Below are 25,653 nucleotides of genomic sequence, written 5' to 3' on the forward strand. Positions count from 1 at the left end.
CCTTGTGCGGCCCGATGCGTCCTGTCCTGCGGGTGAGCACCGGCCTGGCTGGGATCACCCCAGCTCGACCGGTTCGGAGGCCGTCAAGTCACGTCCGCCGTGACCAGTTGCGGTGGCGGGACTGCCTGGCCGTTGGTCGTGGTGCTCGCAGCGGACGGCTCGCGGCTCGGGTCGTCGGGCCTGCTAGCGGTGAGCGGCTTCTTCTTCGCACGAGCCGGTTTGGAGGCGTTGAGCCATCCCGTCAGGACAGCCGGCCGGATGCTGGTGAACCGCAACAGCTCGTCGATGTCCATGACGTCACGCGAGCCGGCGATGACCTCTGCGAGTTGCCGATCGAACTCCTCGACCTTGCCGGCGTGGATCGCCCGTTGCCGGGCGAGCTCACCGACCTGTTGCGCCGCAGCGGCTCGCCGCTCCCGCCGAGCAGTGTCGGCTTCCTCGACTCGGCGCCTGATCTCCTGCGCTGTCGCGATATCGGTCGTGGCCATCGTGGTCTCCCCTTCTGTGCGGATGCTGCGGTGCGAGCGATGAAGCCCCTGGGCTCGACCCCTGGGCTGCGGGGGTGGGTCAGGGTTCGGCGGTCGTGACGCCGCGCTGCGGATGCGCGCTGCCCTCGCCGTGAACCTGCAGGCGGGACACGCCGATGAGTCCGAGTAGCTGGGTCGGCTGGGATGCCGTGACCGTGACGGTCACGGTGTTCCCGGACACGGTGACGGTGCCGGAGGCGCCGACGCTGCCGAGGTAGGAGCGGGCCTCGGCCGCTGCCTGCGCCGGGATCAGGTGAAGCTGGCCGCTGGCGCGGTACTGGGCGAGGTCGAGGGCTTGCGCTCCAGCGCGGGCGGCGGCCTCGGCGTGGCCGTTGGCCTTGACCTTGGCCGCGAGCGCCAGGCCACCGTCGAGGCCGAGCCCGGCGAGCGCCAGGAGCGCGAGGGTGATCGTCACGACGAACGCGCTCACCTGCCCGTCGTCCGCACACGACCGCACCCGCCGTGCCAGCTGATTCATCCAGGTCATCTGCCGCTCCTTCCCGCGGTCACGATGGCGCCGGACCTGTAGGTGTCCACCGGCTCGATTGCCGTGGCGGACAAGCGCTTCTGGCCTGCGCCGAGCATCAGGGCGTCACCGAGGTCGACGTCGCAGCTGACGGTCACGGTCACGGTGCCGCCCGGCTGCAGACCTGCGGTGGCGATGTCCACGGCCACGGATCGGCAGGTGACCCCCGCGGAGGCCAGCGCGGCGGTCGCGGTCGCGCGTGCCTGGCCGGCGGCGCGGGCACTCGTGCGCTCGAGACTGGCCGCTCTCGCCGCCTGGTGCGCCACGTCATTGATCCGCAGCCGTGCGTCGACACCGCGGTGCACGACCACCGCGACGAAGACCAGCAGCATCACCAGAAGCGGCGTGACCAGGACCATCTCGCTGCTCGCAGAGCCCCGGTCCTCACGCCACCACGACCTGCGACACGGCGACCTACCGTACGACGCTGTCCGTGCGGCGGTCATGGCGTCACCGCCGCGGGTAGAACGTCGTGCAGTGCGGTCAGGTGCGCGAGCAGGTCGTCGGTCCGGGTCGTGGCCGCGGCGTGGTGCAGCCGCCGGTTGGCTTCGCGGATGTGTGCGGTGGCGAGGGTGAGCCGGGCTATGACCGGCTGCAGATCGTCGTGTGCCGTGGGCGCCTGGTACAGCGCGAGCAGCATGTCCCACGCCAGCCGGTGAACAGCGTCCAAGTGGCCTTGGCCGATCCACGGCGCGGCGGGCCCCGAATGACTCAGGTGCACCGCGTCGATGACCTGCGCGGCCAGGGCTGCCGCAGCCAACGGTCCCCGATCCAAGAAATCAGTGGAACGGAAGTACCATTCACCTCGCCCGCGGTCGGTGCGCCAGGCAGCCGTTCGAGCCGACAGGTCGTGACCGAACCGCAGGTAGTCGTAGCGTGCGATCAGCACCGCGACCACGACGAGCACCGCTCCCGCCGCGACAACAAGAACAAGCATGGGCCGGTTGGCCACGCCGATGAGCAGCGTCACCACCCCGCCGAGTGCATACAGCCCGGCATCAGGCAGCAGGCAACGCCACACGGCACGGCGACACAGCCGCTCACGGGCCAGACCGGGACGCCACAGCACCGGTTCGGTACCGGAACTGAAGCTCCCGTACCGCACAGGAGACTCGTTCATCAGACACTCCCAGTCCTCTCACAGCGCCACGCTGTTCAATCCTTTGTGGATATTCGATAGGCCGATCGGTTGTGTGCGGATCACCGTCCCGGTGTGGGGACGACTCCGCTGGAGCCGGGTTGGGCCTTTCAGGGACCGCTTCGGAATTCCTGAACCCGTTAACATTTGGCACGAACCGTTCGACGGGACCCGCTGCTTCGGCATGAACCGGTAGTCGCAGGAACGGGACAACGGCTCTCGCGGTGCCGGTGATCCGCACGGATGCCGACTCGGGGTTGCGTTCGGCATTGACGCTTGCGCCGGTCAGCGGGCCTCGTGCGAGTTGGTCGAGTAGCTGCTGCGCGCTCGCCGTGCCCACCGCGGCAGTTCCGTTCTGTGCTCGGGTAACGGCGAGTCCTTGTGAGGCGGCGGCTTGTGCGATGTGGGTGGCGTGCGACCACAGCACGAACTGCACGAGCGTCAGCAGCGCCAGTAGCAGTAGCGGTGTGAAGAGCACGAGATCCGCGCTGGCCGCGCCGCGATCGTCCTGCAGAATCCGCTGCAGGAAGCGACGATGCCGGACGGCAAGCCGACGGCTGCGCTGTTTCCGGCAGCCGCGCGAGTCCTGAGTGGAAGCGGTCAAGTGTGCCATCGGGTGCTCACAGTTCGATGCTCGTGGCCTTGGCGATTACCTTGGCCACGATGATTCCGAGCACGAGGACTCCCGCGGAGATGAGCAGGGCGGTGATCAGTGTCGTCTCGCTCACGTAGCCCGCGCTGGGGTTGCGTCGCAGCAGGTCGATGCGTGCCCGCACCATCGTCCACACCATGCTCAACTGGTTGATCGTCATTGTCTTCTCCTTGTCCTATAACGAAAAACGGAACTTGCTCCTCGACTCAGAGGCCGTTGATCACTTGTGTCAGTGCCGGGTAGGCGACGTAGCCGAGGAAGCCGAGGAACAGGCACATGACCGGTAGCGCCATGCGTTCGGTCGCGGAGTGGGCCTCGGCTTCGGCGTCGGTGAGCTGTCGCGTCCGCAAGGCCGTGGCTTTCGAAGCCAGGCTCGCGCGGACCTTGGCGCCTTCGGTGCCGGCCAGACTGACCGAGGCGGCCAGCTCGACCAGCTCCGGGATGCCGAGCTCGTCGCCGAGCTGCCGCAGCGTGGCCCACGGGGTCGTGCGGGTCAGTCGCGCTGCGGCCAGTGCCCGCTGGATGTGGGTGAACGCCCAGCCGTGACCGACCGCCGCCGAGTCGTTGAGCGCGCTGTCGACGCCCGCGCCACCGGCCAGCGTGATCCACACCAGGTCCAGGAACGCCGAGAGCGCATGCCGGAACCCGGTGCGCAGACTCGCCGCTTCGGCACGTGCGCGCAGATCGGGCAGCTCGAATCCGATGGCCGCCAGGACGAGCCCGGCGATGATCGGGAACTGCCAGCCGATCGGCAGCCCGAGGACGGACAGCCCCAGCAGCAGGAGCGCGGGCACCACCAGTCCGGCGAGAGCGAAACTGGCCTTCTCCGCCAGGTGGGCGCTGATCGGCCGTCCGATGACCACGAGGTCGCGGCGCAGCCGCTCGCCGGGCAGCCCCAGCGCGCGCAGCGGCGCGACCGCGGGACTGCCCAGCCGCGCGGCCCATCCCGTCTCGCCGACGACCACGATCGGCGGCGGTGCTGGCGCGGCGGTGACCCGCGCCAGCACCACGCCCAGCGCCGGCCGAGGCGGAAACACCGCGAACGCCAAGGCCCACAGGCCGAAACCGAATCCAGCGCCCAGAACCAGCGCGGTCACCACGGCAGCCACGTCACACCTGCCCCTCGGCGACCGGACGGGGACGCTCCCCCATCGGCGCCTGGGCGGAGGCCAGCAGCCGCGGCGACTGCGCGATGCGGGTAATCCGTGCCAGCCAGGCGAATCCCACCGCGAACAGCAACCCGATACCCAGCAGCACCGCTTGCCCTGTCACGGAGTCGTAGGCCGACAAGTAGGGGCGGTTGAGCAGCACCACGGCCACCGCGAACACCAGCGTGGTCCCCACGATCACCCGCACCGACGTGCGCGTGCGCGCTCGACCGGCCTCCACCCGCATCCGCATCGACACCTGTTCCCGCGCGGTCTGGGCGAGCGCGCCGAGCAGCTCGCCGAGCTGGCGGGCCTGCTGCTCTGCGGCTTTCACCAGCGCGGCGATGACCAGATCGCCGGTCGGGTCCGCGAGCTCGTCGGCCAGCCCCCGCAGCGACGGCGCGAGCCGTTGCCCGTTCTCGAGGCGACGCGCCAGGCCGGCGACCTGGCCGCGGATCGGGGCCGGTGCCAGTGGCGCGGTGGCGAGGATCGCTTGTTCCAGCCCGGATGCGGCCGACAGGGTGTCGCGCAGCATCTCGGTCCAGGTGGCGATCGCCTCGACCTTCGCGACCCGGTGCGCGTGCTCCGGGTCGCGGCCCAGAACACGCGGCAGCGCCCAGCAGGCCATCCCCGCCAGGACCGCGCCGACAACCCAGCCGGTCGCCACGCCGGCTGCTACACCGACCGCGAGCGCGACACCGAACCGGATTCCGAAGCGCTGACGTTGTTCGCCACTGCGCGGTCGCGCGCGCCACAGGCGAGGGCGTTGTTCGACGCCGTGCCAGCCGATGACGAACAGCAGCACTCCCAGCCCTGTACCGAGGCCCAGCAGGACGGCAAGTCCTTGGGCGGTGCCGAGGGAGACGTTCATCGTGGCCACCACCCGTCGGGCTGGTCGAGCACGACAGGGTCGAGTCCGGCGGCGGCAAGCTCGTCGAGGGTGTCGGCGCGCAGCGCGCCGGCCACCGGGCGAGCCCGGCAGTCGCGACCGGGCCGGTAGACCTCGTTGGAGACCACCAGGGGCCCGTCGGCGTCGACGATCTCGCGGACCGACGACACGACCCTGGTGGCCCGGTCGCTGCCACGGCCCAGGTGCACCACGAAATGCACCGCGCTCGCGACCAGCAGCGCGGTGGCCTCCAGCGACAGCCGCTCGGCGCCTTGCGCGGCGTAGGAGGCCAGGCGGGTGAAGGCGATGCGGGAGCTGGAGGCGTGCAGCGTGGCCATGGATCCGTCGTTGCCCTGCGACATCGCGTTGCACATCGGGATGACCTCGGGCCCGCGGATCTCGCCGACGATGACCCGGTCCGGCGACATCCGCAGGCCCCACCGCACCAACTCGGCCTGGGAGACCGCTCCCTCACCCTCCACGTTCGGCTCGCGTGACTGCAGCGCCGTCACATCGGCGTGGATGTTCGGATCACGCTCCAGCCCGAGCTCGAACGCGTCCTCGATGGTGATGATCCGCTCCAGCGGATCCATCTCCGAGGCCAGCGCCCGCAACATGGTCGTCTTCCCGGCCGCGGCACCGCCGGTGATCAGGATGTTCTTGCGGGCGCGCACGAGCGCGCGCAAGAACTCCCGCAGACCGGTGTCGATCGTGCCGCGCTCGCGCAGCTGGGGCAGGGTGGCGGTGAGGTAGCCGTGCCGGCGGATCGACAGCGAGGTCACCCCGTCCGCGGTCAACCCCATCACCGCGAACAACCGCTCACCACCGGGCAGCTGAAGGTTGACCGCGGGGGAACCGTGATCGAACCGCCGTTCCTGGCTGGACGCCCGCGCGGCGAGCAGCCGGACCAGATCGGTGAGTTCGTCGTTGGACGCGGCGATCGGCGCGACCGGTTCGCGGCGGCCGTCGGTGTGCTGCACGATCACGCGATCGAAGCGGTTGGCGTTGATCGTCTCGATCGTCGGGTCGTCCAGCAGCGGCTGCAGGCCCGCCATGCCGAACATCTCGTTGAGCACCTCGACGACCACTTGGCGCTCGACGTCCGGCGCGACGAGGGGTCGGTTGGCCGTGAGTTCCCGCTCGCTGTGGCGGCGCGCCGCGTCCGCCAGGATCGCCTCGCCCAGCGAGCGGCGGGCCGACGGGATCATCGCGGCGCCGCTGCGTTTCTCGTGGGCGTCTACCTGGCTGGGCAGTTCGTCGGCCAGGACGACGCGCAAGTGCTGCCGGAGCCCGTCGCGCGCGGCACGATCGATGTCCTCGCCGGCATCGTCGCGTGGCACGGTGGGCGGACTGCCGCCCGCTGTGGCATTCCACATACCGCCGTAGGTAGGGCTGGTGCCGGGCTGTTGGGGCGGTGACCACGGCTCCTGGCGGGGCAGCGGCGGCACCGACCTGAGATGCCCGTTCACGGGTTGAGTCATGACAAGACTCCTCTCCAAGAGTGCTCCTGCCTGCCGGACTGGTCGTCTGCGGGAAGCCGTGGTGTGACAGGGAGTTCGTGGGCTGGGCCGGTGCCGTTGACGAGACTGAGGGTGGGTGCAGCCACGATCCTGGGTGCCAGTTCGGTGGCGACCTTGTGCGCGAACCGGCCCAGCGCGGAATGCGACGGCCGGCTGCGGCGCCACCGCGATCGCGGTGGCCGTCCACACAGGACAGCGGCACCGTGTGGGTCGTGCGGGATGCGGCCCAGCGGCATCACGCCGAGCTCGCGGCCGACGTCGGTGGTGGCGTAGCCGTCCCCGACCAGCAGCAGCATCGGCCGGGGTGTCCAGCGCGCGGCTGTGGGCAGTCTGCGGGCCAGGTGCGCGAGATCGTCGGCGTGTGCGCGGGTGAGCAGCACCAAGGCGTCGGCCTCGCGGACGATGTTCATCGCCGCGGAGGCGTGATCGATCCGGCCGCAGTCGGCGATCACGACGACACCGGGCCTGTGCGCACTGGCCCGGATGAGACCCGCGCCGGAAGGTGAGTCTGCGGTGAGGGTGAGCAGGGCACCGCGAGTGAGATCTGCGTCCGGCGGCGCGGTGACCGCGAGCAGGCCTCCTGGTAGCGCTTGGGTGTGCTGCCACAGCAACCCTGGGTCGGCGCTGCCCCGTGCGGCCGCGGCAAGGCTGAGCAGGCCGGGTGAGGAAGGCAGGCGGAACCGCGTCGCAATGTCGCCTCCGGACGGATCCGCTTCGACGAGCACCGGCTGTGTGGGAGCCGGCCAGCGGGCGGCCAGCGCGACAGAAAAGGTCGTCACGCCTGGTGAGCCTTTGAGGCTGACAATGGCGACCAGCATCACCGGCCACCTCCCGCTACGAGCACGAGTGACAGCTGGCCGACCGGCACCGCGGCGACCTGACTGGCCGCGGCTTCGGTGAGTTGCACCGACACCACCGTGACCTGCTCGTGGGGCGGCGTCGCCACGCTCGTCACCACACCCGGCCACGTGCCGGTGCCCTCCGCGGAGGGAATGCGCGGCACGGGTCCGCTCGTGCCACTGGACACGATCACCACGGTCACCCGTGCTCCCGATCCGACCTCGGTGGGGAACTGGCCGGACTTCAGCGCCAAGGACACGATCGCCTGTCCCGCCACGGGAACCGCGGAGGAGTCCATCGCGTCCGGGGTGAGCAAGGCACCCGCGGGCAGGCTCACCGACATGGTCTTGCCCACCACGCCGGCCGCCTGCCCGGCGTCCACGACCAGCACGCCCGCGTCGACCGCGACCTTGACGCGCCGCAAATCCTGCGCCACCAACACATGCCCGACCGTCACCTCGCGGGCGAGCGCCAGCACCGGCCGCTGATCGTCGGTGGCGAGCGAGATCCACAGGAACGCTCCCGCGCACAGACCTGGGAGCAACAAGCCGAGCACCAGGTAGGGACGGTTTCGTCGCCTGCCGCGCAAGCGTGAGACGTTGCGCTGCTTGCCGCTCATCCACAGTCCATTGTCTGATGTGGATTGACTCGTGACGGCGTGGCTGTCGGTGACGAAGGTGCTCATGTCGCCCTCCAAAAGGCATGGGAGTAGTGCGCCGCGTCGCGAATGAGCATCAGCGAGCGGTTGAGGGAAGGTGGTTCAGTTGAAGGTCAGCGGGACCCGTTGTTCAGGGCGTGTGACTCAGCGACTCGGAACGTCGTGGAGTTCGTGGTGGTCAGGTCCGGGAACGTGCCGCTCTGGCCGGCGCCGGACCAGGTGACGGTCCAGTGCACGGTGGCGGACACGGCGAACGCCTGTCCTGGCTCACGAGAGGAGGAGCGGCGATAGGTGTGCCCGCAGTCCGGTGAGCTCGCTTTCGGGTCGGCATCGGCCTGATACCGGGTACCTGGCCCGGTACACGTCACGATGGTGCCGTCACCCATTGACCAGCTGACCGTCACCGGCGTCGCGGTCGCGGTCACCAATACACCCGGCACCGATGCGGTTGCGGCCGAATCCGTCCACCCCGCGGACAGCCACAGCCACGTGGGCAAGTGCACCAGCTGCGTCCCAGACGGACTGGCCGTAATGGCCGGAGCAGGCAACTGCAACTGCTTGCGCGCCATCTGCGCGACCTGCTCCGGACTCAACGTCGGCGGCGTGCCCGCACCTGAAGGAACCCACACCGGGCCGTGCGAGTCAGGATCCTTGCCGTCGGGACTGCACAACACCATGAACCAGCCGCCTGGCTCCGGCGAAGGCCCGCTCGGCGCGGGATAGTCCACCGGCACGTACCGACAGCCGAACTCGCTGTCAGCGGCACCGCTGTCGTCGTGTATCCCGGTCGTGGGCTTGCCGTTGGCGGTCGGCCGGTCCGGCCGAGTGCCGGCAGTGAGCTGGCACGCGGGTGAAGGCGTCTGGCCGCAGTTGACGTCACCGAAGATGTTGTCCGCCCGTACAGGCGGGGCTGCGAGCGCTGCTCCTATGAGTGCGGCGGACACGAGGGCCGCGACGTATCTGATGGTCAGCATGACCCCACCTCATGGACACCGAAGTCGGAGACCTTCCACGATCCGTCCGCTTGTTTCTCCACTACAGCGTTAATGAGATGACGGCCACCCGGCTTGTCGTCGGCCAGCTGGCCATTGTCGGCTCGGTACTTCAGCGCGTTCGAAGAGTCACCGCAGTCCGTGACGACGATCTTTCGCGGATCACCCTCACGATCCACAGTGGACACAGACGGTCGAAGGACCGGCTCGCCTTTGGTGACAAGACCTTTGTAGTTGTCGCCGTAGAGACTCTGGGAGAGCTTGTCCAAGGCGATGCCTGTCGCGTGCTGGCGCAAGCGGGGAGATTGCCAGTCCGAGGTCTTGCCAGCGGTGGCGAAGTCACCCCACATCCCTTCGTATGCGGCAGTGGCCTTGTCGCGAGCGACGTCGGCTGACGAAGCTGTGGAGGATGGCGGCAGGGCTGGTGCGGGCGTACTGGTCGTCGTGGCGACCGGTGCGCCGTTACATGCACTGAGCATGATCACCATGCCTGCTACGACCAGGGGCATCTTCGTAAGGTTCACCGCGGCCTCCAACCGGGAATGTGAACAGTGGTGCCGAGGTGGACCCCGAAGGGGGGATGGGGTCCACCTCGACCGGCGCGCCCGGCGTGAAGCCGGTGTCCGGGCGCAAGTCGTCGGCGAGAGCGTCGAGCACAATGAGGGCGAACAGCGCGATCACGCGCCGCAGCGTCGCCAGTGGTCCGCCCAGAATCACGGGGGCCTTCTTCTCTGAACGGCAGGCACATCAGGAGGCCTCCGCTACATCAGCAGGATCGTGCAGACCGGTGCGAAGACCAGCGCTGGTCCGAGGGGAATCTGCAGTCCTTGCCAGTAGGCCCTTCTCGCGCGCAGCACACCGAAGGTGACCGCGCCGAGTGCGAGCGCCAAGCCGAGCCCGATGGCCACGTGCGACCAGCTGAACCAGCCGAGGAAGAACGCGACTGTGGTGGACAGGGTGACGTCGCCGGCGCCCCAGCCCTCCGGTGACACCAACGCCATCGTCACCGTGACCGCGAAGACCGCCGCAAGAGCACCGCCGGCCCGCAGCACGCGTCCGGCACCGTCGTGCTGGACAAACGCAGCGAGACCGAGCTGGATGGCGCCACCAGCGAGCAGCGTGCCGACCAGGATCTGGGGAAGCCGGTGACACGCCCAGTCGATCGACGCGAGCAGCAAGCCCATGATCGCAAGCCACGAGACCGCGCCCGCTGCTGCTGGCCGCCGCTCGGCCACCTCGACCAGCACGAGGCTCAGCAGCGCGCTTGCCGCGAGCATCGCCGCCCATTCGCTTCGGACAGCTGAACTCCACGACAGCGGTTCGCGCAGCGCCACGCGACGGCCAACAACGGTGACGACGGGGCCCGCAACCGCGCCGAGAAGGCCATAGGTCAGCCAGAGCGACATTGCGCCTCCCGTGACGAGCGCAGAATGCGAATTCGTTTCGGATGAGCGACGAAAGTTGTCGTTCGACCGGGTGACTTCGTACGCGTGGTTGCGTGGAATACGTGACGAAGCAACGAGTCGTCTGCATACCCTCACCTCCTCGGACCTGCTGTTTCCACTGCTTGTGGTCAGTTGACAACGTTCAGTGTTGGCAGGTTCAAGGGGGAACCGCTAGGGGGGAGCTGTATCGCGATGAACAAGAGACAGAAGACAGCTATCCACACGACCGGGGGGTCGAAGAATGAACATATCCAAACGAATTGCCAGACGTTCGGTCGGCGAATGCGCGAGTTGCGGGATGCGCAGAAAAAGTCACTGACCCTGCTCAGTGCTGAGTCCAGCGTGAGCCGGGGCTATCTCAGCAACCTCGAACACGACCGCAGCGTGCCCAGCCCCGAGGTCGCCGCGGCGATCGACGACGCGCTCGGCGCCAGCGGTCGGCTCGCTGAGCTTGTCGTGCCCAAGCCCCGTTCCAGGGCGACGCGCGAGCGCGTGCGCCCCGCCCAGCTTCCGGCGGCGGTACGCGGCTTCGTAGCGCGCCGGCAGGTGCTCGAGGAGGCCGAGGCAGCCTTGGCCGTGCACGAGGGCGTGATCGCCATCGACGGCCCGGCCGGCGTGGGCAAGACCGCGTTCACGGTCACCTGGGCGCACGAGATCGCCGCGGACTTCCCGGACGGTGTGCTGTTCACCGACCTGCGCGGCTACGCCGCCGGCCCGCCCGAAGACCCCTCGGTCGTACTCGGCGCGTTCCTGCTCTCACTCGGTGCTACCCCGTCGGAGATCCCCAGCGACCTCGGCGGGCGGGCGGCCCTGTACCGCACCCTGCTGGAGGGCACCCGCACCTTGGTGGTGCTGGACAACGCGTTCGACGACGAGCAGATCCGCCCGCTGTTGCCAGGCTCGGCAACGTCCCTCGCGTTGATCACCAGCCGCAGCCGCATGTCGGGTGCGGTCGTGCACCAAGGCGCGGTCCGCCTCACCGTCCAGCCGATGAGCGCCAGCGAAGCGCACGAGCTGCTCAGGTCGGTGGTCGGGCCGCGGCTTGACGTCGACCCTGCCGCGGCGCGGGCTATCGCCGACCGGGCAGGGCGACTACCGCTCGCCTTGCGCATCGCGGCGGAACGCGTCAACTTGAGGCGCAATACGCCGCTGAGTGCGCTGGCGGACGAGCTCACGCGGCGTCAGCCGCTCGATGTGTTCGCTGTCGATGACACCCTCGCAGTGCGGACGGTGCTGTCCTACTCCCACGACGCTCTACCCGAGAAGATGGCGACCACGTTCCGGCTGCTGGGGCTGCATCCCGGTGGGCCGATCCGTATCGAGGCCGCCGCGGCGCTCACCGAACTCCCGCCGGAATTCGCGCTGGGCCACCTATCCGCTCTGGCCAGCGTGCACCTGGTCGAGCTGACCGCCAAGGACCAGTTCGTGATGCACGACCTCGTCCACTCCTACGCCCAGGAACTCGCCCTGGAGCACAATCCGCACGAAGCCAACGTCGCCGCGCTCGAGCGGCTCATCGACTCCTACCTGCGCGCTGGGGCGGCGGCGACACGGCTGCTTTGGCCTTCGCGGCCCCGGCGTCCACCAGACCTGCCCAATCACAATCTGACAACGTTGACATTCCGTCGGTCTGCGGACGCCATCCGCTGGTTCGAGGAGGAGCTGCGGTTGCTCGTCCGGCTGGTCCGGTGCGGAGCGCGGTGGAACATCACCTCTGTGGCCTACCTGCCGGTGGTGATCAACGAGATGCTCTTCCACCGCCGCGCCTGGTCCTGGTGGGTGCCCGCGCTCAAGGACGCACTCGCCATGGCGCGCCGGGGCGGGCACCGTGACGCTGAGGCGTGGATGCTGGAAACGCTGGCCGATGCCGGCATCGACGCGGGCGACGCCGCCTCGTCGATCGGGCTCTACCAGGAGGCGATGAGCATCCGCGCCGAGCTGGACGACCGCAGCGGCATCGCCGCCTGCCACGTCGGCCTCGGACGGGCCTACTGCCAGCTCGGCGACTACGACACCGCGATCGCGCACTGCGAAACCGCCCGCCAGGTCAGCGACGACGCGGGCGACAGCTGGGAGCACGCGGTGGCGACCGCGCACCTCGCGATGGCACGGGCTGCCCTCGGCGCCACCACCGACGCGCGCGAGCTACTCGAGCTTGTCAGGAAGAGCCTCGACGAGACCGAAGACTTCATGTCGTCGGGATGCGCATCGACCCTGCTCGCCGGCCTGGCCGAGTCGACGACCGAGTACGACCTCGCCCTGCGGCACCTCGACGACGCGCTGGCCACTTTCCACTACGTCGGCGACGTGTGGAGTCAGGCCCACGTCCACAGTCGCATCGGCGACCTACAGGCCGAGCGCGGCAATCAGCACGCCGCCCACAAAGCGTGGTCTGCCGCCGCGGAGCTGCTCAACGGCAACATCGAGCCCACCGCGACGCGACTACGCCAGCAGATGATCAACAGCTTGAAGGAGGACCAGTAGTGGCCCCAGCGTTTGCGGCCCTTCCCGAACTGGCCGGCACGCTCGACACCGACCAGGACGCGCTGCGCTGGGCAGCGCACGACTACGGCGGCACAGTCCAGCACCTACCCGCAGCGGTGCTGCGCCCCGCCTCCGCAGCCGACATCAGCATCGTGGTCCGGTGCGCCCGCGAGCACGGCCTGCAGGTCGTGCCCCGCGGGCAGGGCCACTCCACCAGCGGCCAGGCTCAGGCGCCAGGTGGCGTGGTGGTCGACATGAACCAGCTCAACCGCGTTCACGACGTCCGTCCCGACCGCGTGGTCGTCGACGCGGGTGCGCGGTGGAGCGATCTGCTCCGAGCGACCCTGCCTCACGGACTGACCCCTCCAGTGCTCACCGACTACCTTGAACTGACCGTCGGCGGCACCCTGTCGGTCGGCGGCCTCGGCGGCGCGAGCCACCACCACGGCGCACAGACCGACAACCTCCTCAGTCTCGACGTCGTGACGCCCAGCGGCGACATCGTCACCTGTGGCCCAGACGACAACCGGGAAGTGTTCGACGCGGTGCGCGCCGGCCGGGGCCGCAGCGGCATCATCACCCGCGCCACCCTGCGCCTTGTGCCCGCTCCGGACACCGTGACATGGCACAAACTCCACTACGACACCGTCGACCAGCTCGTCGCCCGCCAGCGGCACCTCATCACCACCGGCGCCTTCGACTACGTCGAAGGACAGCTCAAGCTCCGTGACGGGCAGCGTGTCGCCGAGCTGGAAGCGGTCACGTTCACCGGCGTCTCCGCAGGCCACGGCCGACTCGACAGTCTCGGCTTCCGCGACGCCGACACCCGGACCGCGAGCTACTGGGACTTCGTCAACCGGCTCGCCGACGGCGAACCCCTCCTGCGCAACGCCGGGCTGTGGGAGTCGCCGCACCCGTGGTGCAACCTGCTCGTGCCGAACACAGCCGCGGAAGAACTGCTGCGCCACAACGAAAATGACCTCGGCGCCGACCTGTACAGCGACTTCGGCCTTGTCCTCGCCTATCCGCTGCGCACCGATCGCATCACCACACCGCGGCTCATGCTGCCCGACGACGACATCGTCTTCCTTGTCGCGGCGCTGCGCTACGCACCAGCGGGCGCACCTCAGGTCGTGGCCGCGATGCAGGCAGCAAACGATGTCCTCGTCACCAAGACTCTCCAGGCGGGTGGGCGGCTCTATCTCGATCCGCTGCCGTAGACCGTCTTCTGTCTCGCGTTCACCGCGATACAGAAGACACCTTGTCAGTCTGTTGTGGACTCTTCAAGACTGAAGTGCACCAGGAACTTCAGCGAAAGAGGCCCTTCTGATGAATGCGAACACCGCACGCGCGCTCACGGCGGCAGGCATGCTCCTTGCCGCCACCGCGGTCGGCATGATCGACACCAGTAGCAACACCGCATCCGCGATCACTCCCCAGCGCTGCGGCTTCTATGCGCTCAACCCCGCACAAGGCGAGAAGACCGGCGGCTACGTCCACTGCGGCAACAGTTTCATCCTCATCAAGTACCACTGGAGTACAGGCAGCACCGGCACATCATGTATCGAGCCCTGGGGTAGTCGCCCCTTCTTCAGGGACGGACCGCACAGGATCGTCAACGCCTACTACGTCACCACGCCACCCAACCTCACCGGACCGCCTGGCAACCAGAGGTGCTCAGTCGGCCAGCCACGCGTCTGAGACCCGTACGCGCCGCAGGCTTGGCCTTCGCTCAGCCTGCGGCGCCGCCACCTCTGCGGGTTGATCGCGCCGCGTAACATCGGCCCCGCGACTCGCATCGGGTTCACCGGGCGGCGAGCCGCTCGAAGCTCTCTGCCAGGCGGCGCAGAAAAGAGTGCGATTGACGTTCGGTCAGAGCGCTCGCCCGCAGAGATTCGATCATCTGCCGAAAGGGCTGAATGTCCACATCGGAGGTGATCACCGCGACGCCCGGCAGCGTCGTGACGACCACGTGACGATCGTCGTGAAGTTCGAACCCGTGCGTGGGCAGCGGTGTGACGACGGCATCGCTGGTGACGACGCGGACGGTCACGTTCGGGAAGCGTTCGGGCGCGGAGGCCATGTCGTGCAGCTGCTCGGCCATGATCTTGAGCGACCCGACGCGGGTTCGCACCGCGGTCTCGCGCACGAGAAACTCGAACTTGATGTCAGGGTTCGACAGCAGTTCCTTTCGCTTGCGCAGCAAAGAGGTTGCTCTGCCGCCACGGTCGATGAGCGGCTTGGTGGCCGCGAGCAGATAGTCACGGGTGCGCAGCCAGTCAGGTACAACAGCGATCTCAGCCACGACGACACGTCCGCATGCGCCGAACCGCGACAGCAATGCCGCGTGCTCGGTCACCACACCCCGGCGCAACACCATGCGGTGCGTATACGGATCGTCGTGAAGGCCGCGGATCAGGCGGAGCGCTTGTTCCGCGGACGAGGGGTCCGTGCCCAACCCGGCTATCAGCTGCTGCACGTCGTCGAGGCTCGGCAGCAGAACACCGTTCTCGATCTTCGATAGCTTCGACTGGGTGAATCCCGCTCGTCGTGCGGCGGCGGCGCCAGTGACCTTCGCCAGCGTGCGGTACCCGCGCAGCAGGGCACCGAGCTCGTCAAGATCCTGCTGGGCATCGTCAGAGCGAGCCATCACATTTCCTAGTCGTTCACTGGTGAGGCAGTTCCTGCCTGCTCACCAACCGGGGGCGGGGGCCGATGAACAGGCGCTCCAGCGCGATGAAGCGCCCGCTCGGGCGCACCAGCCAGGGAGTCCAATAGGTCCGGACCGGTAGTGCAGTGTCCGCCAGATCACCACGGCAGCGGCGGCACTGGTAAGGCCATGTCGCAGCGGCTCACCTGGAGTACTCGTCCAGTCAGCCAGGGCACCGAACGGCTACGTCGAGCGCGTTCGTCACCGCAACGCGGCAGGGCAGCCAGCAGAGGTCGGCATCCGCACGCCCAACGCGATCAAGAGCGTTAACCTGCTGCCTCGGTCGTGCGCAACAAGTCGGTGATTGCAGCTTTTGACTGGTCAGCATCCAGACTTGTGCGGACAAGCGAACTGACGATCGTTTCGTAGCCCTGGACTGCGGCCTTCTCTTCAATGATGAGGCTGAAGTTCTCGCCCTCCACCCACACGAGCGGCTCGTACGTCGCGAAACTGAGCTGGGTGAACGGTCCACTCAACCCTGCATGAGCGCCAGAATCCGCAGGCAGAACCCGGATCGTGATGTTCGCCCGCGTCGCCATCCGAAGGAGGTGGCGTGCTTGCTCCGCTTGCGTGTCGACGCTGCCGACACGCAAGCGGAGCGCGGATTCATGCAGGAGGAAGGCGCATTTCAGACCGTGGCGGAGTTGCTTCTGCATCTCGAGCCGCGCAGCCACCCGCGCTTCCATCTCATCGTCGGGCACGCTCGAAGAAGCACGGAGCACTTCCCGCATGTAGGCGACCGTCTGCAGCGCATCCGGAACCATGTGTGTATGCCAGCTGACGAGCTTGTTGGCCACCGCCATGTGTTCAACGAATGTCCGATTACGGATGGGTGCGCGCGTGCCGTGCTGCTGCCACCAGCCTTTGATGTTGGTGTCAGGAAAGAGATCCAGCAGGTGCCGGCTTTCGGCAGCACCCGTTCGGCAAACGCCTAGAAGAAGAGCCAGCTCAGTCTCGGTCGCGCCGCCCTTGCCGTTCACCAAGTCCGAGACCTTTGCCTCCTGCCAGCCCACCCGTTCGGCAGCCGCGCGCCCGGAGAAGCCGGCATCGGCGATGGCAGCTCGCAGACCGTCGCCAAACTCACGGCCTCGAACGGTGGAGTACCTCTTCGGCATGGTGCCTTCCCTTACAACTGAAGATGAACATCTTTGTTCTACGAGAGATAGTTCCGGGACTGTTCCCGGGTGCGTGGCGTGCTGATCACCTGGCAGGCACGAGCAGCCGCTGCACTGACACGCGCAAACCCGAGGTGGCGCAGCTGCACCCCACGTGAGAGCCGCAGCTCTGTCCAGGCCCGACAAAGGCCACGCCGGCTACGCCGCCCAGCCTCAGGCCCACGTGGTGTCGTCCCTTGGCGTGAGCAAGTCAGGTGCAATTGACCGCTCGGCGGCGCGCATCGCTTCACCCAACCAGGAAGCGTGGCGGTCGAGCTTGTGTGCCGCCGCTGTCACCAGAACGGCCATTACTTCGAACGCGCCAGCACCGCACAGGACCGCAGCGGCTCGCCCGATCGCGCCCGCATCCCCTGCCGCGTAAGCGGATACCACGGCCGAGGCGACCTTCACGTTCTCCTGCCACGCCGTGCGATCGTCGTCGTCTACGTCCTCAGGAACCGTGAACACGACCGGGAACTCGATCGGGCACACGAGCTGATCACGGGGAACGCCATCGAGCAGTATCGCAGCCAGAACGCTCGCCGCAGCCACGACAGCCCGCTCTCCATGCGTGGCAACGATGTGGAGTGAGTCCTCGACCCGTTCAGGCTCGGCCCGCAGCTGATGACCCACGGCGCACAAGGCCCAGCGACTGCCGATATCGGCTCCGGCATCGCGGTGCAGCCGAAGCTCATCGAGAACAATCTGCTCCGCACCGCACGGCAGGTACTCACTACCAGCAGCGTCATCAGGGGTCATCGAGTTTCTCTTTGTTCGTAGGGTCGCCGCAGGTCGTGGCTTTCGAATGCAACGCGGTTTCACGATCGGTGCCGCAGTGGTTGCCACCACGCCGGGGTGCTCCAACGGTGTCCTGCGGGTACCGGACTTGTCGCGATGGGAAGCGGCGCAGCCGCGCACTAACAGGCCTGCGGCCTCAGCGAGAGCCAGATCCCTTGGCCCGCAGTGCAGGTCGTGGCCGGTTGGCGCCTCCACGTGGGCGGAGCGTCACACCCGCACCGGTCAGCCACCCGTGAATCGCACCGTAGGAGTAGCCGGACTCCTCGGCCAGCGCGCGGATGCTTGCTCCCGCCGTGTAACGCTGTTCGAGGTTCGCCACAAGCTCCGCCCGCTGCTCGGCGGTCAACTTGTGCGCCGGATACGGCTTCTGAATCGCCGGTTGGTTCGTCATGCGTTGCTTCCTTCTCCTGTGGTCGTCATAGCACGGCATTGAGTGACGGTGGATCGTCTTTGTCGCTGAGGTTGCCGTCTAGCCATCTGCGGGGAGAGCCTGCAATGCCTCGCTGCTGCGGTGCTTCACAAGCGGCCTGCAAGCACGACCTGACGACACCTGTCAGTGGCCGTCCGATGTGCCTGTGGGCGCGTGCTCGGCACCGCCACTGTCGCGCTTGATGCGCATGTCGCCTGCCTCGGTGAGTCGCCAGCACCGGCATGGATGCTTGCTGCTCGCGGGATCGGCAGGCTTCCGTTCGGCTGACAGCCAGCCCGCAGACACGAACTCGCCGAGCGTCAGGTAGACGACCGCGCGTGGCAAGCCTGTGACAGCCCTGACTTCCTTGTAGGTCAGCGTCCCATCAGGACGGTGCCTGAATGCCGTGAGAACCTCGGCTCGCCGAGGAGTCAGGTCCGGTTCCTTCATCACCCCGCACCACGAGGCTCCCTTGCTCGGATTGGCCGCCAGATCGTGCGCCAGCACCGCCGCCAGCACGTCCTGCTCAGGTTGCAACCCCATCCGACGGATCCGGGGATCTGGGGCCGAGGCAGCGTGGATCTCCAACAGAAATTGCTGAGGGTCGAGGCCATAGAACTTCGCCAGCCCGACGACGCGCGTCAGCCCTGGCATCTTCTCGCCGCTGAGCCAGTTCACGACCGTGGTCAGGCTGACCTCCAGGAAGTTCGCCAGATCCATCTGGTCCGTGGTGGCCTGCTGCTGGAGCTCGCGCATTGTCCGGGCGAACACGGAACGATACGAGTGGTCCATGATCACTCTCGTCCCCGGCGTGCCGCTGATGTCGGATGGACCGTTCAGCTTCATCGGCCTGCCGCACCAGGCGTCAGGATGTCGGCGGCTAGGGCATCGAGGTCAAGGGCGAGCGCGGAGAGTCTGGTGCACAAGCCTGGCGAGTCGGCTTCGCTCAGGGCCGCTCGTGCCGCAGGCACGGCGTCGAGGTTCAGCCAGTAGGTGCTCCGCTCACGCGTCCCGGGATCGCAAGATTCCACCGTGCCGGTCTCCATGCGCATCACTTCCGCGTGGTGCAGGCGGTTCAGGCCGGTGCGGGCGACCGCTGTCGAACACCGCGCGGCCTTCTCCAACTGGCGGACGCGCCACCGCCGGGTTAGCGGCTGCGACAGCGCGATCCCCAGCACAACGCGGTCGCTGGTCATCAAGGGTGTGTCAGTCTTCATCGGCAGGAATCCTTTCCGTCGCAACGGCGTCCGCCTCAAGGGACGAGTTAATGGGGTGCGGGTGAATCGGCGGCAGCGTTGCGTTCACCGACACCAGCTCGGCGGCCAGCGAGCGGCAACTCGAGCAGCCGTCAAGGTGCTGCTCGACTCTTCTGCGGCTGTGGCACACCGCTTTGCGTGTCCAGCGGCTCAGCCTGTCCACCGTGCTCGTGCACCTAGGCGCACACCGATTCCTGTCCACATGAGCTGCCAGAAAAGCGATTCGGAGATCGTCACGCGCCCGGTACGCGCGGCTCGACACCGCATCCACCCCGATCCTCAACAGTGGCGCGGTGTCTGCCGGGGACATCGCCAGGACCTCCGTGTACCACAGGACCTGTTGCGCTGTAGGCGACAGACGTTCGTACGCCCGCAGGGCCAGCATCCGATCCAGCCTGCCCTCCAGCCCATAGTCCTGAAAGGATGTCGACCCTTGCCCGGCCAAGACAGCGGCATCGACCGGCGGATCCTCCATCGGCCATTCCCGTTGCTCCTGTCGTGACCGCGTGTACGCGAGACGCGTGATGGTCGTCAGCAGGTACGCGCGGAACGACTCCGTCGGACCACCGCCCGCGAGCAAGATCTCCAGCAACCGCGCGAAACCGTCGGAGACCAACGCCTCAGCTTCGGCGCGGCAGCGGGCGAACCTGCGGGCGCGACGGGTCGCTGCCCCGACGTGTCGTTCGTAGAGAGGCCCGAACGCGGCCACGGTCCCAGCGCGAACAGACTCGGCCAACTCGGCGTCGTCGCGGTGCGTGTAGTCCGCAGTGGCAGTCGGCATCGTCGTTCCCTTCCGGACGCAACCATCGTCTGAGGTAACGCCCCCTGATCAGCCACGGGTACACGGTGCCGATGTGTGTTTCTGGCAGGCCGAGGGAGACGGCGATCTCTGAGAGTCCTGCGCCGGCCGCGCTTTGATCGGCCACATAGAGCGCCAGCTCGTCCCGATAGACGCGGTAGGTCAGCCACCACGAGATCAGCATCCGCTCGCGACCGCCAACACTGAGGCCGGCATCGGCTTCTGCCGACTGCCGCCACGTGGGCGCATCTGGATCCCGGCCTCGGTCAGCCACCGGTGAACCGTGCCGTACGGGCGGTCGGCGCTCTGGGCGATGACGCGGATGCTCTCACCGTTGCGGTAGCGCTCGGTGAGATCCTGAACGAGCTTTTCCCGCTCAGGCAGCGTCAGGGTTCGCGGCTTGCGGTTGACAGGTGCGGAGGCGGTCATCGTGAAGTCCTCTCGGGGAAGATGGGGTCGGTGTGACGGGCAGCTAGGGGTACATCGACAGCCGAAAGCGTTGCGGCAACATCAGACCGCTCCGGCTTGTTGACCTTGAAAAGTGACCACGCAGCAGTTCAAAACGAGAAGGGAAGTCCAGACGGGACAACTACAGGGCCTCGTCGTGATGCCCTGGCCGCGGCGTGACGTCGAGGTAGACGCCGACAGCTAACGTCAACGCGTCCTGGTTTCCCCGCCACAGGAACAGCACCGCAGCGCTCAGCGCACCGGTGCCGCCGACCAACGCGGCCACCGCCCACGGGGAGTACGCCCCGGTGATGACATACAAGATCGCGGCGACGTTCAACGACAGACCAAGAGCCAGGAGAACAGCTCCGCGACGCTCGGCCCTCGCCCATGCCCGCACAACACTGCTGCGGACAGACATCAGGCGTACCGCCTGAGTTTGCGCGGGTCCGTCTACACGGCTGACGTAGTCGGCTAGATCAGACAGTCGTTTCGCCGCAAGCGTGGCGCGCACATCCGGGAACGGGTCGACGTCGCTCACGAGGTCCATGTTCCTTCCGGCAAGGACTCCAGAAGGGCTCTCATCCGTGCTGGCGCGCCCTGTGTGAACATCTCCAGCTTGTCAGCCTGATAGGTCCCCCACCTGTCACGGCAGCTGCCGCACGTCGGCACGATGTCGTACGTTGCCGTCAACTGCCCGACGCTGAACTCATCGCCGCACTCAGCGCTGCGCGTGTGTCCGGCGAAGTCCACCGGGAACACGTGACTTCTCCAGTCCCCGGTCTCAAGCAGGATCTCCAACACCGTCACGGTGATCACCACCTCGACCTGCCGCGCCTCACCGCGGAGCATCCACGGACCTTCGGCACGGCCACGGGTTCCTCGGGACCGTCCACTGTCCAGGCGAGGCGGACGACAAGGAGCATCCGGCATGCTCCCGGCAACCGTCGCAACCAACCGCGCCTGCACTCCGTGCAACGGCCGTTCGCGTCAGGCTTGTGCTGCTCGGTGAGAGCCCTCAGCACGCGGACCAGGCGCGGTACATCCTGCCGTGCGACAGACAGCACCGACTCGTCATCACCCTCGGCCACGATCCTGATGAGCTGGGCCAAATCGCCGTGCAGCTCATCACGCAACATCTTCTCCAACACGCCGTTCGTCATGAGCTGACTCCGGCCTTCTGAGGCTGCGTTCGCGAACGGCTGCGTCCGCCAGCGCCGCAGCGTGATCTGTCCGGCAGGGGCCCCTGCGCGGGCACCTCCGCGCGCAGCGCTTGATCCTCACGCCACGCCTCATCGCACTTCGGACATGTGGGCCACAGCCCGTCCGGGTACTTCGGCGGTGGGATCTTCGGCACGACGACCTCGGCACCGCACAACGTGTCGCCCGTAGCGCCCGGCTCCACCAGGCCCCGCAGCACCGCGTGCCGCGCACCATCAGCGGGGAACCAACGGAACGGTTCAGGAGGAGTCAACCCGGTCACCATCACGGCCGCCGCTCTGAGCGTACAACCCGCCGATTGGCCGATGGCTCTGCGCTGGCGACGTTGATATCGCGGGCATCCGTGGCTGAAGTGACAACCACGGCTGTGCGGCTTGGGGCAGTGAGCTGTGGATCGGTCAACCCACTGGTTAGCTCGACGATCCGTTCGGAGGGGATGTTGGCTCGTCCACTCGTTCGCGATCGCACCTGTGCTGATGCAACAGGAAGCTCGTCTCCCCGATGATTGTCGACCACATATGAGCCCACAGCGTCACTAAAACCATTGCAGACAAACGAACGTCGACGAAGGGACGGTGAAGCCGACGCAAGGGGTAGCGTCCGGCTCCACCGTCCACCTTGGCGGATATCGCGTGGAGCGCTCGAGAGCGGTCGGCGCGTCAGAACATCGCGATATCCACCGGCCTCCCGGCACGGCGCGTGGCTTCGCCATCCGGGATGGCTGTGAGGCAGCTGGACAGCCTGGCCGGGGCGGTTCATGCGCGCGCGGCGTTCAAGCTTGCGAGCTCTTGCCCGAGACCAACGCTCAACGCGTGTAGGGCGATCAAGTCCAGGATCGCAGCCTCACCTGGCGGCGCAATGAGTGCTACCGCTCCCTCGAATGTGCGTCGGACAGCCAGCACCCGTTGACGGTTCGCGGCGTCTTGGCAAGGCACCCACCAGTCCACGGCGGCCAAATCGGTGGCCGCACCTTGAGCTGTTGCGGACATGCCTGCTCCCATCTGTCGCTCCAGTCGAGCAAGACCGCTTGAGCGCCTCGCTTACTGAGTAGCAACACGTTGGATCTGCTGACGATGGATACCATAAACATGGAGCGCTCCATTTTGACACCCTCCAGATGGGGGATGTGCGATTACGACGGGTAGCAGGCACACTGGTCCCCAGGAGAAGGAGGTGCACTGTGAGTGCTTCTGACCGGGCCGCTCGCATGCCTCGACGCAGGCTTGCGCGCACACTGCGTCAGCACCGCGCGAAATCTGGACTGACGGCCGACGATGCGGCAGCGTCACTGTTCTGCGGCAGCGGCACGATCTCGCGGATGGAGAACGGCCAGAGCGCTGAACCGCTCCGGGTCAAAGCCGCACTTGAGCTCTACGGTGCACCGGCCGAGGTCGTGGCGGAGATGGTCAAGATCGCGGCGCAGACCGCCGGCCGCAAGGGAGCAGTGGTCCGGCGGCCCTACCACGACCTTGTTCCCAAGAACCTCGCCGAATACTTCGACCTCGAGGACGAGGCTGATAGCGCAGCGGTACTTGAGGGTGAGTTCGTGCCTGGGCTCCTTCAGGTTCCGGAGTACGCCCAAGCGTTGATCAGCTCCTGGGACCCACATCAGGCGCCGGAGCAGGTCGCGCAGCTACTGGCCGTGCGCATGGAGCGCCAGCAACGTCTGCACGGCGTCCGACCGCTGAAGCTCCGCGTGTTGATCAGCGAGGCGGCCTTGCACACTCAGGTCGGCGGCCCGGACGTCCTTCGAGCCCAGCTCGAACACCTGGTGACGCTTGCCAAGAACGCGCCGAACGTCAGCATCCGCGTCCTGCCATGGTCAACTGGTGCGCGGCCGGCGTTGGGTCGGAACTTCACCATTCTCAGCTTCCCCGACCCCGACGACACCGACGTGATCTTCTCCGAGACGGTCACCTACTTCGTCCTGGAAGACGAAACCGACGAGGTTCGCAGGTTCACTGAAGCCTATGATCGTGTATGGCAGCTGGCACTCGACGAGTCCGCATCGGCAAAGCTGATCGCCCGAGCTGCCGAACAGATCAAGTCCTGACGATCAAGTGGAGGGGTACCGCATGTCGAGCCCCGACCTGTCCCATCTCACCTGGCGAACAAGCTCATACAGCCAGGGAAACGGCGCTTGTGTCGAGGTGGCTCTCGGCACCGACGTGGTGGGCCTACGCGACTCCAAGAATCCGGATGGTGGACACATCCTTGTGCCCACCTTCGGCTTCAGACGACTAGTCACGAGCATCAAGTTCGGTTATCAGCACTGATAGTGATTCCAACCGACGTGATGGGATGGCGAGACGCCACCCATCACGTCCCAGGACAAGCCCCACCCTGTTGTCGGACTTGACACTCACTGGCGCCGATTGGCGTGCCTTCCAACTTTGCGCCGCTGACGATGGGCCTGAAAAACGTTCGGAGACCTGTCTGAAGGATTGATGGCTGCCGCTGCGCCAAGCTGCCCTAAGATCAGAGATCAACTCTCGTCGGATCGTGAGGACATGGCCACGCTGACACACGACGTACCGCCTGGCTCTCACCGCCGCTTGACCGAGCACTACGGCGCAGACGTCACCAGCTGGCTCAGTGGGGTCGACCGGTTGTTCGCTGATGCGGCAGACCGGTGGGACGTGCGGTTAGCTGGGTATCACGACGCTGGATGGACGTCGGTGGTGGCGTTCGGGCACTTGGGCGACGACCAGCCGGTCGTCCTGAAAGCGCTGCCTGAGGCTGAACGCTTTGTCCTGGAGAGAGAAGCGCTCACTCATTGGGGCGGCGACGGCGTCTGTCGCCTTCGTCGGGCCAGTGACGACGATCAGATGCTTATGATCGAGGCAGTTGGACGCCGGATCGGCGGAAGCACTCGTCCAGACGATCATGCCCAGCGCGTTGCCGCTGCTCTTCCTCGCTTGCATCAGCGCATGGTCATGAGAGGCCAGGTGCCCCTCGTCGTTGACTACTACCGGGACACCGTCGTACCGCGGATTGAGCAGCGCGCACAGCGGTTCGCAGACGTCCTCGGAGCATCTCGTGTCAGTCGGACATTAGCCCTATGTCGTGACCTGGTGTCTGCCAGCACCGCGAGGGTGATGCTGCACTCCGACCTCTACGCCGAGAACGTCCTGTTCGATCTGGACCAGACTCCGATCTTCATCGATCCGCACGCGAAGGTCGGTCCGCCGGCCTTCGATTGGGCGTTCTGGTGCGTCTACTACACCCCGAACGAAGGATTCGCTGATCGAGTCGCGCTCTGCCGGGAGCAGGTACCGGACTTGGTTGACGAGGTTCTGGCGTGGTCGGCCACGCTGGCAGTGGACGGCTGCCTCTACTACCTGGACACCGACGATCCGACAGCGATGGCCATGCTCGACGATCTCGGGGACCCGCTGCTGTCCTCCATCGTCGGGAACTGACCAGCCGCGATGAGGACTTACCTCGTTCGGCACGCCCGGACCCGTCTGAGCGCCTCGTACCGCGTGAACGGCGACCCATCCGTTCCTGTCGCCCTGGACGATGTAGGCATCAAACAATGCGCGCAGTTGTCAGAGCGCGCACTATGGCTCAAAGCCGTCAACGTCTGCGTGACGAGTCGGTTCGCACGGGCAGCTCAGACTGCGGACCTCTTGCTCGGAGACACCAAGACCGTGCGGAAGATTGATCATCGGCTGGACGAGATCCGCTATGGCGACTTCGAGGGCTGCGAGTGGCGCACCTACGGCGCCTGGCTGGGTGAGCACGGTCCAGCGGCTGTCCCACCTGGTGCCGATGAGTCGTGGCTGATGGCCGCAGACCGCCTCCTCGCGGGACTGGGATCATGCCTGGCGTATCCCTCGCCTCGGCTCGTGGTGGGGCACGGGATCCTTGTCTCGCTGGTGCAAGCACTGCTGGACGGCGTTGAATCACTTGCCTGCGATGCGCTCCCCGAGGCGCCTTATGTGTCGCCAATCGTGCTGCCAGATGACGTATTGGCAGAGGTCGTCGACCGTGGTCGCAAGCTCACCCGACAGCCCGGCCATCAATAGCGACATCCA

32 protein-coding genes are annotated in these 25,653 nt (G+C 67.1%); 7 read left to right on the forward strand and 25 right to left on the reverse strand.

Annotated elements, in window-relative coordinates; genetic code table 11:
* Window positions 1-83: 83 nt before the first annotated feature.
* From BLR21_RS31605 to BLR21_RS31675, 14 genes are all read right to left on the reverse strand, one after another.
* Window positions 84-488, reverse strand: coding sequence for a hypothetical protein (locus BLR21_RS31605; protein ID WP_090011795.1), 405 nt, complete (start codon window positions 486-488; stop codon window positions 84-86).
* Window positions 489-567: 79 nt separating this feature from the next.
* Window positions 568-1,014 (reverse strand): pilus assembly protein TadG-related protein, encoded by a 447-nt coding sequence (locus tag BLR21_RS31610; protein ID WP_256335060.1) that lies wholly within the window; start codon window positions 1,012-1,014, stop codon window positions 568-570.
* The gene (locus BLR21_RS31615; protein WP_143027948.1) at window positions 1,011-1,499 is read right to left on the reverse strand and encodes a TadE/TadG family type IV pilus assembly protein; all 489 of its coding nucleotides are present in this window, start codon (window positions 1,497-1,499) and stop codon (window positions 1,011-1,013) included. The genes BLR21_RS31610 and BLR21_RS31615 overlap by 4 nt, the downstream gene beginning before the upstream one ends.
* Complete coding sequence (locus BLR21_RS31620; RefSeq protein WP_143027949.1) at window positions 1,496-2,173, reverse strand: hypothetical protein; 678 nt, start codon at window positions 2,171-2,173, stop codon at window positions 1,496-1,498. The genes BLR21_RS31615 and BLR21_RS31620 overlap by 4 nt, the downstream gene beginning before the upstream one ends.
* Window positions 2,094-2,804 (reverse strand): TadE/TadG family type IV pilus assembly protein, encoded by a 711-nt coding sequence (locus tag BLR21_RS44085; protein WP_256335061.1) that lies wholly within the window; start codon window positions 2,802-2,804, stop codon window positions 2,094-2,096. Before BLR21_RS44085 ends, BLR21_RS31620 begins: the two co-directional genes overlap by 80 nt.
* Window positions 2,805-2,811: 7 nt before the next feature.
* Window positions 2,812-3,003, reverse strand: a complete 192-nt coding sequence (locus BLR21_RS31630) for a hypothetical protein (protein WP_090011799.1) — start codon at window positions 3,001-3,003, stop codon at window positions 2,812-2,814.
* Window positions 3,004-3,049: 46 nt separating this feature from the next.
* A complete protein-coding gene (locus BLR21_RS31635) occupies window positions 3,050-3,943 on the reverse strand; it encodes a type II secretion system F family protein (protein WP_090012007.1) in 894 nt (297 codons plus the stop codon).
* 10 nt (window positions 3,944-3,953) lie between these two features.
* Complete coding sequence (locus BLR21_RS31640; RefSeq protein ID WP_176929889.1) at window positions 3,954-4,862, reverse strand: type II secretion system F family protein; 909 nt, start codon at window positions 4,860-4,862, stop codon at window positions 3,954-3,956.
* Window positions 4,859-6,361 carry a TadA family conjugal transfer-associated ATPase gene (locus BLR21_RS31645; protein WP_256335062.1) on the reverse strand — a complete coding sequence of 501 codons (1,503 nt, stop codon included), beginning with the start codon at window positions 6,359-6,361 and terminating at the stop codon, window positions 4,859-4,861. Before BLR21_RS31645 ends, BLR21_RS31640 begins: the two co-directional genes overlap by 4 nt.
* On the reverse strand, window positions 6,358-7,218 hold the full coding sequence (locus BLR21_RS31650) for a CpaE/TadZ family protein (RefSeq protein WP_256335063.1): 861 nt from the start codon (window positions 7,216-7,218) through the stop codon (window positions 6,358-6,360). The genes BLR21_RS31645 and BLR21_RS31650 overlap by 4 nt, the downstream gene beginning before the upstream one ends.
* The gene (locus BLR21_RS31655; RefSeq protein ID WP_090011803.1) at window positions 7,218-7,925 is read right to left on the reverse strand and encodes a hypothetical protein; all 708 of its coding nucleotides are present in this window, start codon (window positions 7,923-7,925) and stop codon (window positions 7,218-7,220) included. Before BLR21_RS31655 ends, BLR21_RS31650 begins: the two co-directional genes overlap by 1 nt.
* A gap of 86 nt (window positions 7,926-8,011) precedes the next feature.
* Window positions 8,012-8,872: a hypothetical protein gene (locus BLR21_RS31660; protein WP_090011805.1), complete on the reverse strand. Its 861-nt coding sequence runs from the start codon at window positions 8,870-8,872 to the stop codon at window positions 8,012-8,014.
* The gene (locus tag BLR21_RS31665; RefSeq protein WP_256335064.1) at window positions 8,866-9,399 is read right to left on the reverse strand and encodes a hypothetical protein; all 534 of its coding nucleotides are present in this window, start codon (window positions 9,397-9,399) and stop codon (window positions 8,866-8,868) included. The genes BLR21_RS31660 and BLR21_RS31665 overlap by 7 nt, the downstream gene beginning before the upstream one ends.
* Window positions 9,400-9,651: 252 nt before the next feature.
* The gene (locus BLR21_RS31675; protein WP_090011811.1) at window positions 9,652-10,296 is read right to left on the reverse strand and encodes an A24 family peptidase; all 645 of its coding nucleotides are present in this window, start codon (window positions 10,294-10,296) and stop codon (window positions 9,652-9,654) included.
* Between the two features lie 321 nt (window positions 10,297-10,617).
* Between BLR21_RS31675 and BLR21_RS31680 the strand changes: the two genes are divergently transcribed.
* The 3 genes from BLR21_RS31680 to BLR21_RS31690 all read left to right on the forward strand — a co-directional run bounded on the left by BLR21_RS31680 (window position 10,618) and on the right by BLR21_RS31690 (window position 14,520).
* Window positions 10,618-12,819: a tetratricopeptide repeat protein gene (locus BLR21_RS31680; RefSeq protein WP_256335083.1), complete on the forward strand. Its 2,202-nt coding sequence runs from the start codon at window positions 10,618-10,620 to the stop codon at window positions 12,817-12,819.
* Window positions 12,819-14,039, forward strand: a complete 1,221-nt coding sequence (locus BLR21_RS41895; RefSeq protein ID WP_176929890.1) for an FAD-binding protein — start codon at window positions 12,819-12,821, stop codon at window positions 14,037-14,039. The genes BLR21_RS31680 and BLR21_RS41895 overlap by 1 nt, the downstream gene beginning before the upstream one ends.
* A 109-nt stretch (window positions 14,040-14,148) precedes the next feature.
* Window positions 14,149-14,520, forward strand: coding sequence for a DUF6355 family natural product biosynthesis protein (locus BLR21_RS31690; RefSeq protein ID WP_143027952.1), 372 nt, complete (start codon window positions 14,149-14,151; stop codon window positions 14,518-14,520).
* 103 nt (window positions 14,521-14,623) lie between these two features.
* On the opposite strand, the gene BLR21_RS31695 is transcribed toward BLR21_RS31690, so the two are convergent.
* From BLR21_RS31695 to BLR21_RS31750, 11 genes are all read right to left on the reverse strand, one after another.
* Window positions 14,624-15,469: a Scr1 family TA system antitoxin-like transcriptional regulator gene (locus BLR21_RS31695; protein ID WP_090011816.1), complete on the reverse strand. Its 846-nt coding sequence runs from the start codon at window positions 15,467-15,469 to the stop codon at window positions 14,624-14,626.
* Window positions 15,470-15,795: 326 nt separating this feature from the next.
* A complete protein-coding gene (locus BLR21_RS31700; protein WP_090011818.1) occupies window positions 15,796-16,644 on the reverse strand; it encodes a helix-turn-helix domain-containing protein in 849 nt (282 codons plus the stop codon).
* Between the two features lie 213 nt (window positions 16,645-16,857).
* Window positions 16,858-17,442 (reverse strand): hypothetical protein, encoded by a 585-nt coding sequence (locus BLR21_RS31705; RefSeq protein ID WP_090011820.1) that lies wholly within the window; start codon window positions 17,440-17,442, stop codon window positions 16,858-16,860.
* Window positions 17,443-17,617: 175 nt separating this feature from the next.
* Window positions 17,618-17,872, reverse strand: a complete 255-nt coding sequence (locus BLR21_RS31710) for a helix-turn-helix domain-containing protein (protein WP_090011822.1) — start codon at window positions 17,870-17,872, stop codon at window positions 17,618-17,620.
* A gap of 162 nt (window positions 17,873-18,034) precedes the next feature.
* Window positions 18,035-18,736, reverse strand: coding sequence for a helix-turn-helix domain-containing protein (locus tag BLR21_RS31715; protein ID WP_090011824.1), 702 nt, complete (start codon window positions 18,734-18,736; stop codon window positions 18,035-18,037).
* Complete coding sequence (locus BLR21_RS31720; protein ID WP_143027953.1) at window positions 18,733-19,107, reverse strand: hypothetical protein; 375 nt, start codon at window positions 19,105-19,107, stop codon at window positions 18,733-18,735. The genes BLR21_RS31715 and BLR21_RS31720 overlap by 4 nt, the downstream gene beginning before the upstream one ends.
* A complete protein-coding gene (locus BLR21_RS31725) occupies window positions 19,097-19,927 on the reverse strand; it encodes an RNA polymerase sigma factor (RefSeq protein ID WP_090011827.1) in 831 nt (276 codons plus the stop codon). The genes BLR21_RS31720 and BLR21_RS31725 overlap by 11 nt, the downstream gene beginning before the upstream one ends.
* Before the next feature lie 195 nt (window positions 19,928-20,122).
* Window positions 20,123-20,374 carry a helix-turn-helix domain-containing protein gene (locus tag BLR21_RS31730; protein ID WP_090011829.1) on the reverse strand — a complete coding sequence of 84 codons (252 nt, stop codon included), beginning with the start codon at window positions 20,372-20,374 and terminating at the stop codon, window positions 20,123-20,125.
* A 160-nt stretch (window positions 20,375-20,534) separates the two neighbouring features.
* Window positions 20,535-20,933, reverse strand: coding sequence for a hypothetical protein (locus BLR21_RS31735; protein WP_143027954.1), 399 nt, complete (start codon window positions 20,931-20,933; stop codon window positions 20,535-20,537).
* A complete protein-coding gene (locus tag BLR21_RS31740; protein WP_090011833.1) occupies window positions 20,930-21,244 on the reverse strand; it encodes a hypothetical protein in 315 nt (104 codons plus the stop codon). Before BLR21_RS31740 ends, BLR21_RS31735 begins: the two co-directional genes overlap by 4 nt.
* 307 nt (window positions 21,245-21,551) lie before the next feature.
* Complete coding sequence (locus BLR21_RS31750; RefSeq protein ID WP_143027955.1) at window positions 21,552-21,878, reverse strand: HC3 family zinc finger protein; 327 nt, start codon at window positions 21,876-21,878, stop codon at window positions 21,552-21,554.
* Between the two features lie 915 nt (window positions 21,879-22,793).
* Here BLR21_RS31750 and BLR21_RS31755 point away from each other — a divergent pair.
* From BLR21_RS31755 to BLR21_RS31770, 4 genes are all read left to right on the forward strand, one after another.
* Window positions 22,794-23,666, forward strand: coding sequence for a helix-turn-helix domain-containing protein (locus BLR21_RS31755; RefSeq protein WP_176929891.1), 873 nt, complete (start codon window positions 22,794-22,796; stop codon window positions 23,664-23,666).
* A gap of 22 nt (window positions 23,667-23,688) precedes the next feature.
* Complete coding sequence (locus BLR21_RS31760) at window positions 23,689-23,889, forward strand: DUF397 domain-containing protein (RefSeq protein WP_090012013.1); 201 nt, start codon at window positions 23,689-23,691, stop codon at window positions 23,887-23,889.
* Between the two features lie 234 nt (window positions 23,890-24,123).
* Window positions 24,124-25,035: an aminoglycoside phosphotransferase family protein gene (locus tag BLR21_RS31765; RefSeq protein ID WP_176929892.1), complete on the forward strand. Its 912-nt coding sequence runs from the start codon at window positions 24,124-24,126 to the stop codon at window positions 25,033-25,035.
* Between the two features lie 9 nt (window positions 25,036-25,044).
* Window positions 25,045-25,644 carry a histidine phosphatase family protein gene (locus BLR21_RS31770; RefSeq protein ID WP_090011839.1) on the forward strand — a complete coding sequence of 200 codons (600 nt, stop codon included), beginning with the start codon at window positions 25,045-25,047 and terminating at the stop codon, window positions 25,642-25,644.
* The last annotated feature ends 9 nt before the right edge of the window (window positions 25,645-25,653 follow it).

This window comes from Lentzea albidocapillata subsp. violacea, assembly GCF_900100275.1.
GTDB classification, from domain to species: domain Bacteria; phylum Actinomycetota; class Actinomycetes; order Mycobacteriales; family Pseudonocardiaceae; genus Lentzea; species Lentzea violacea.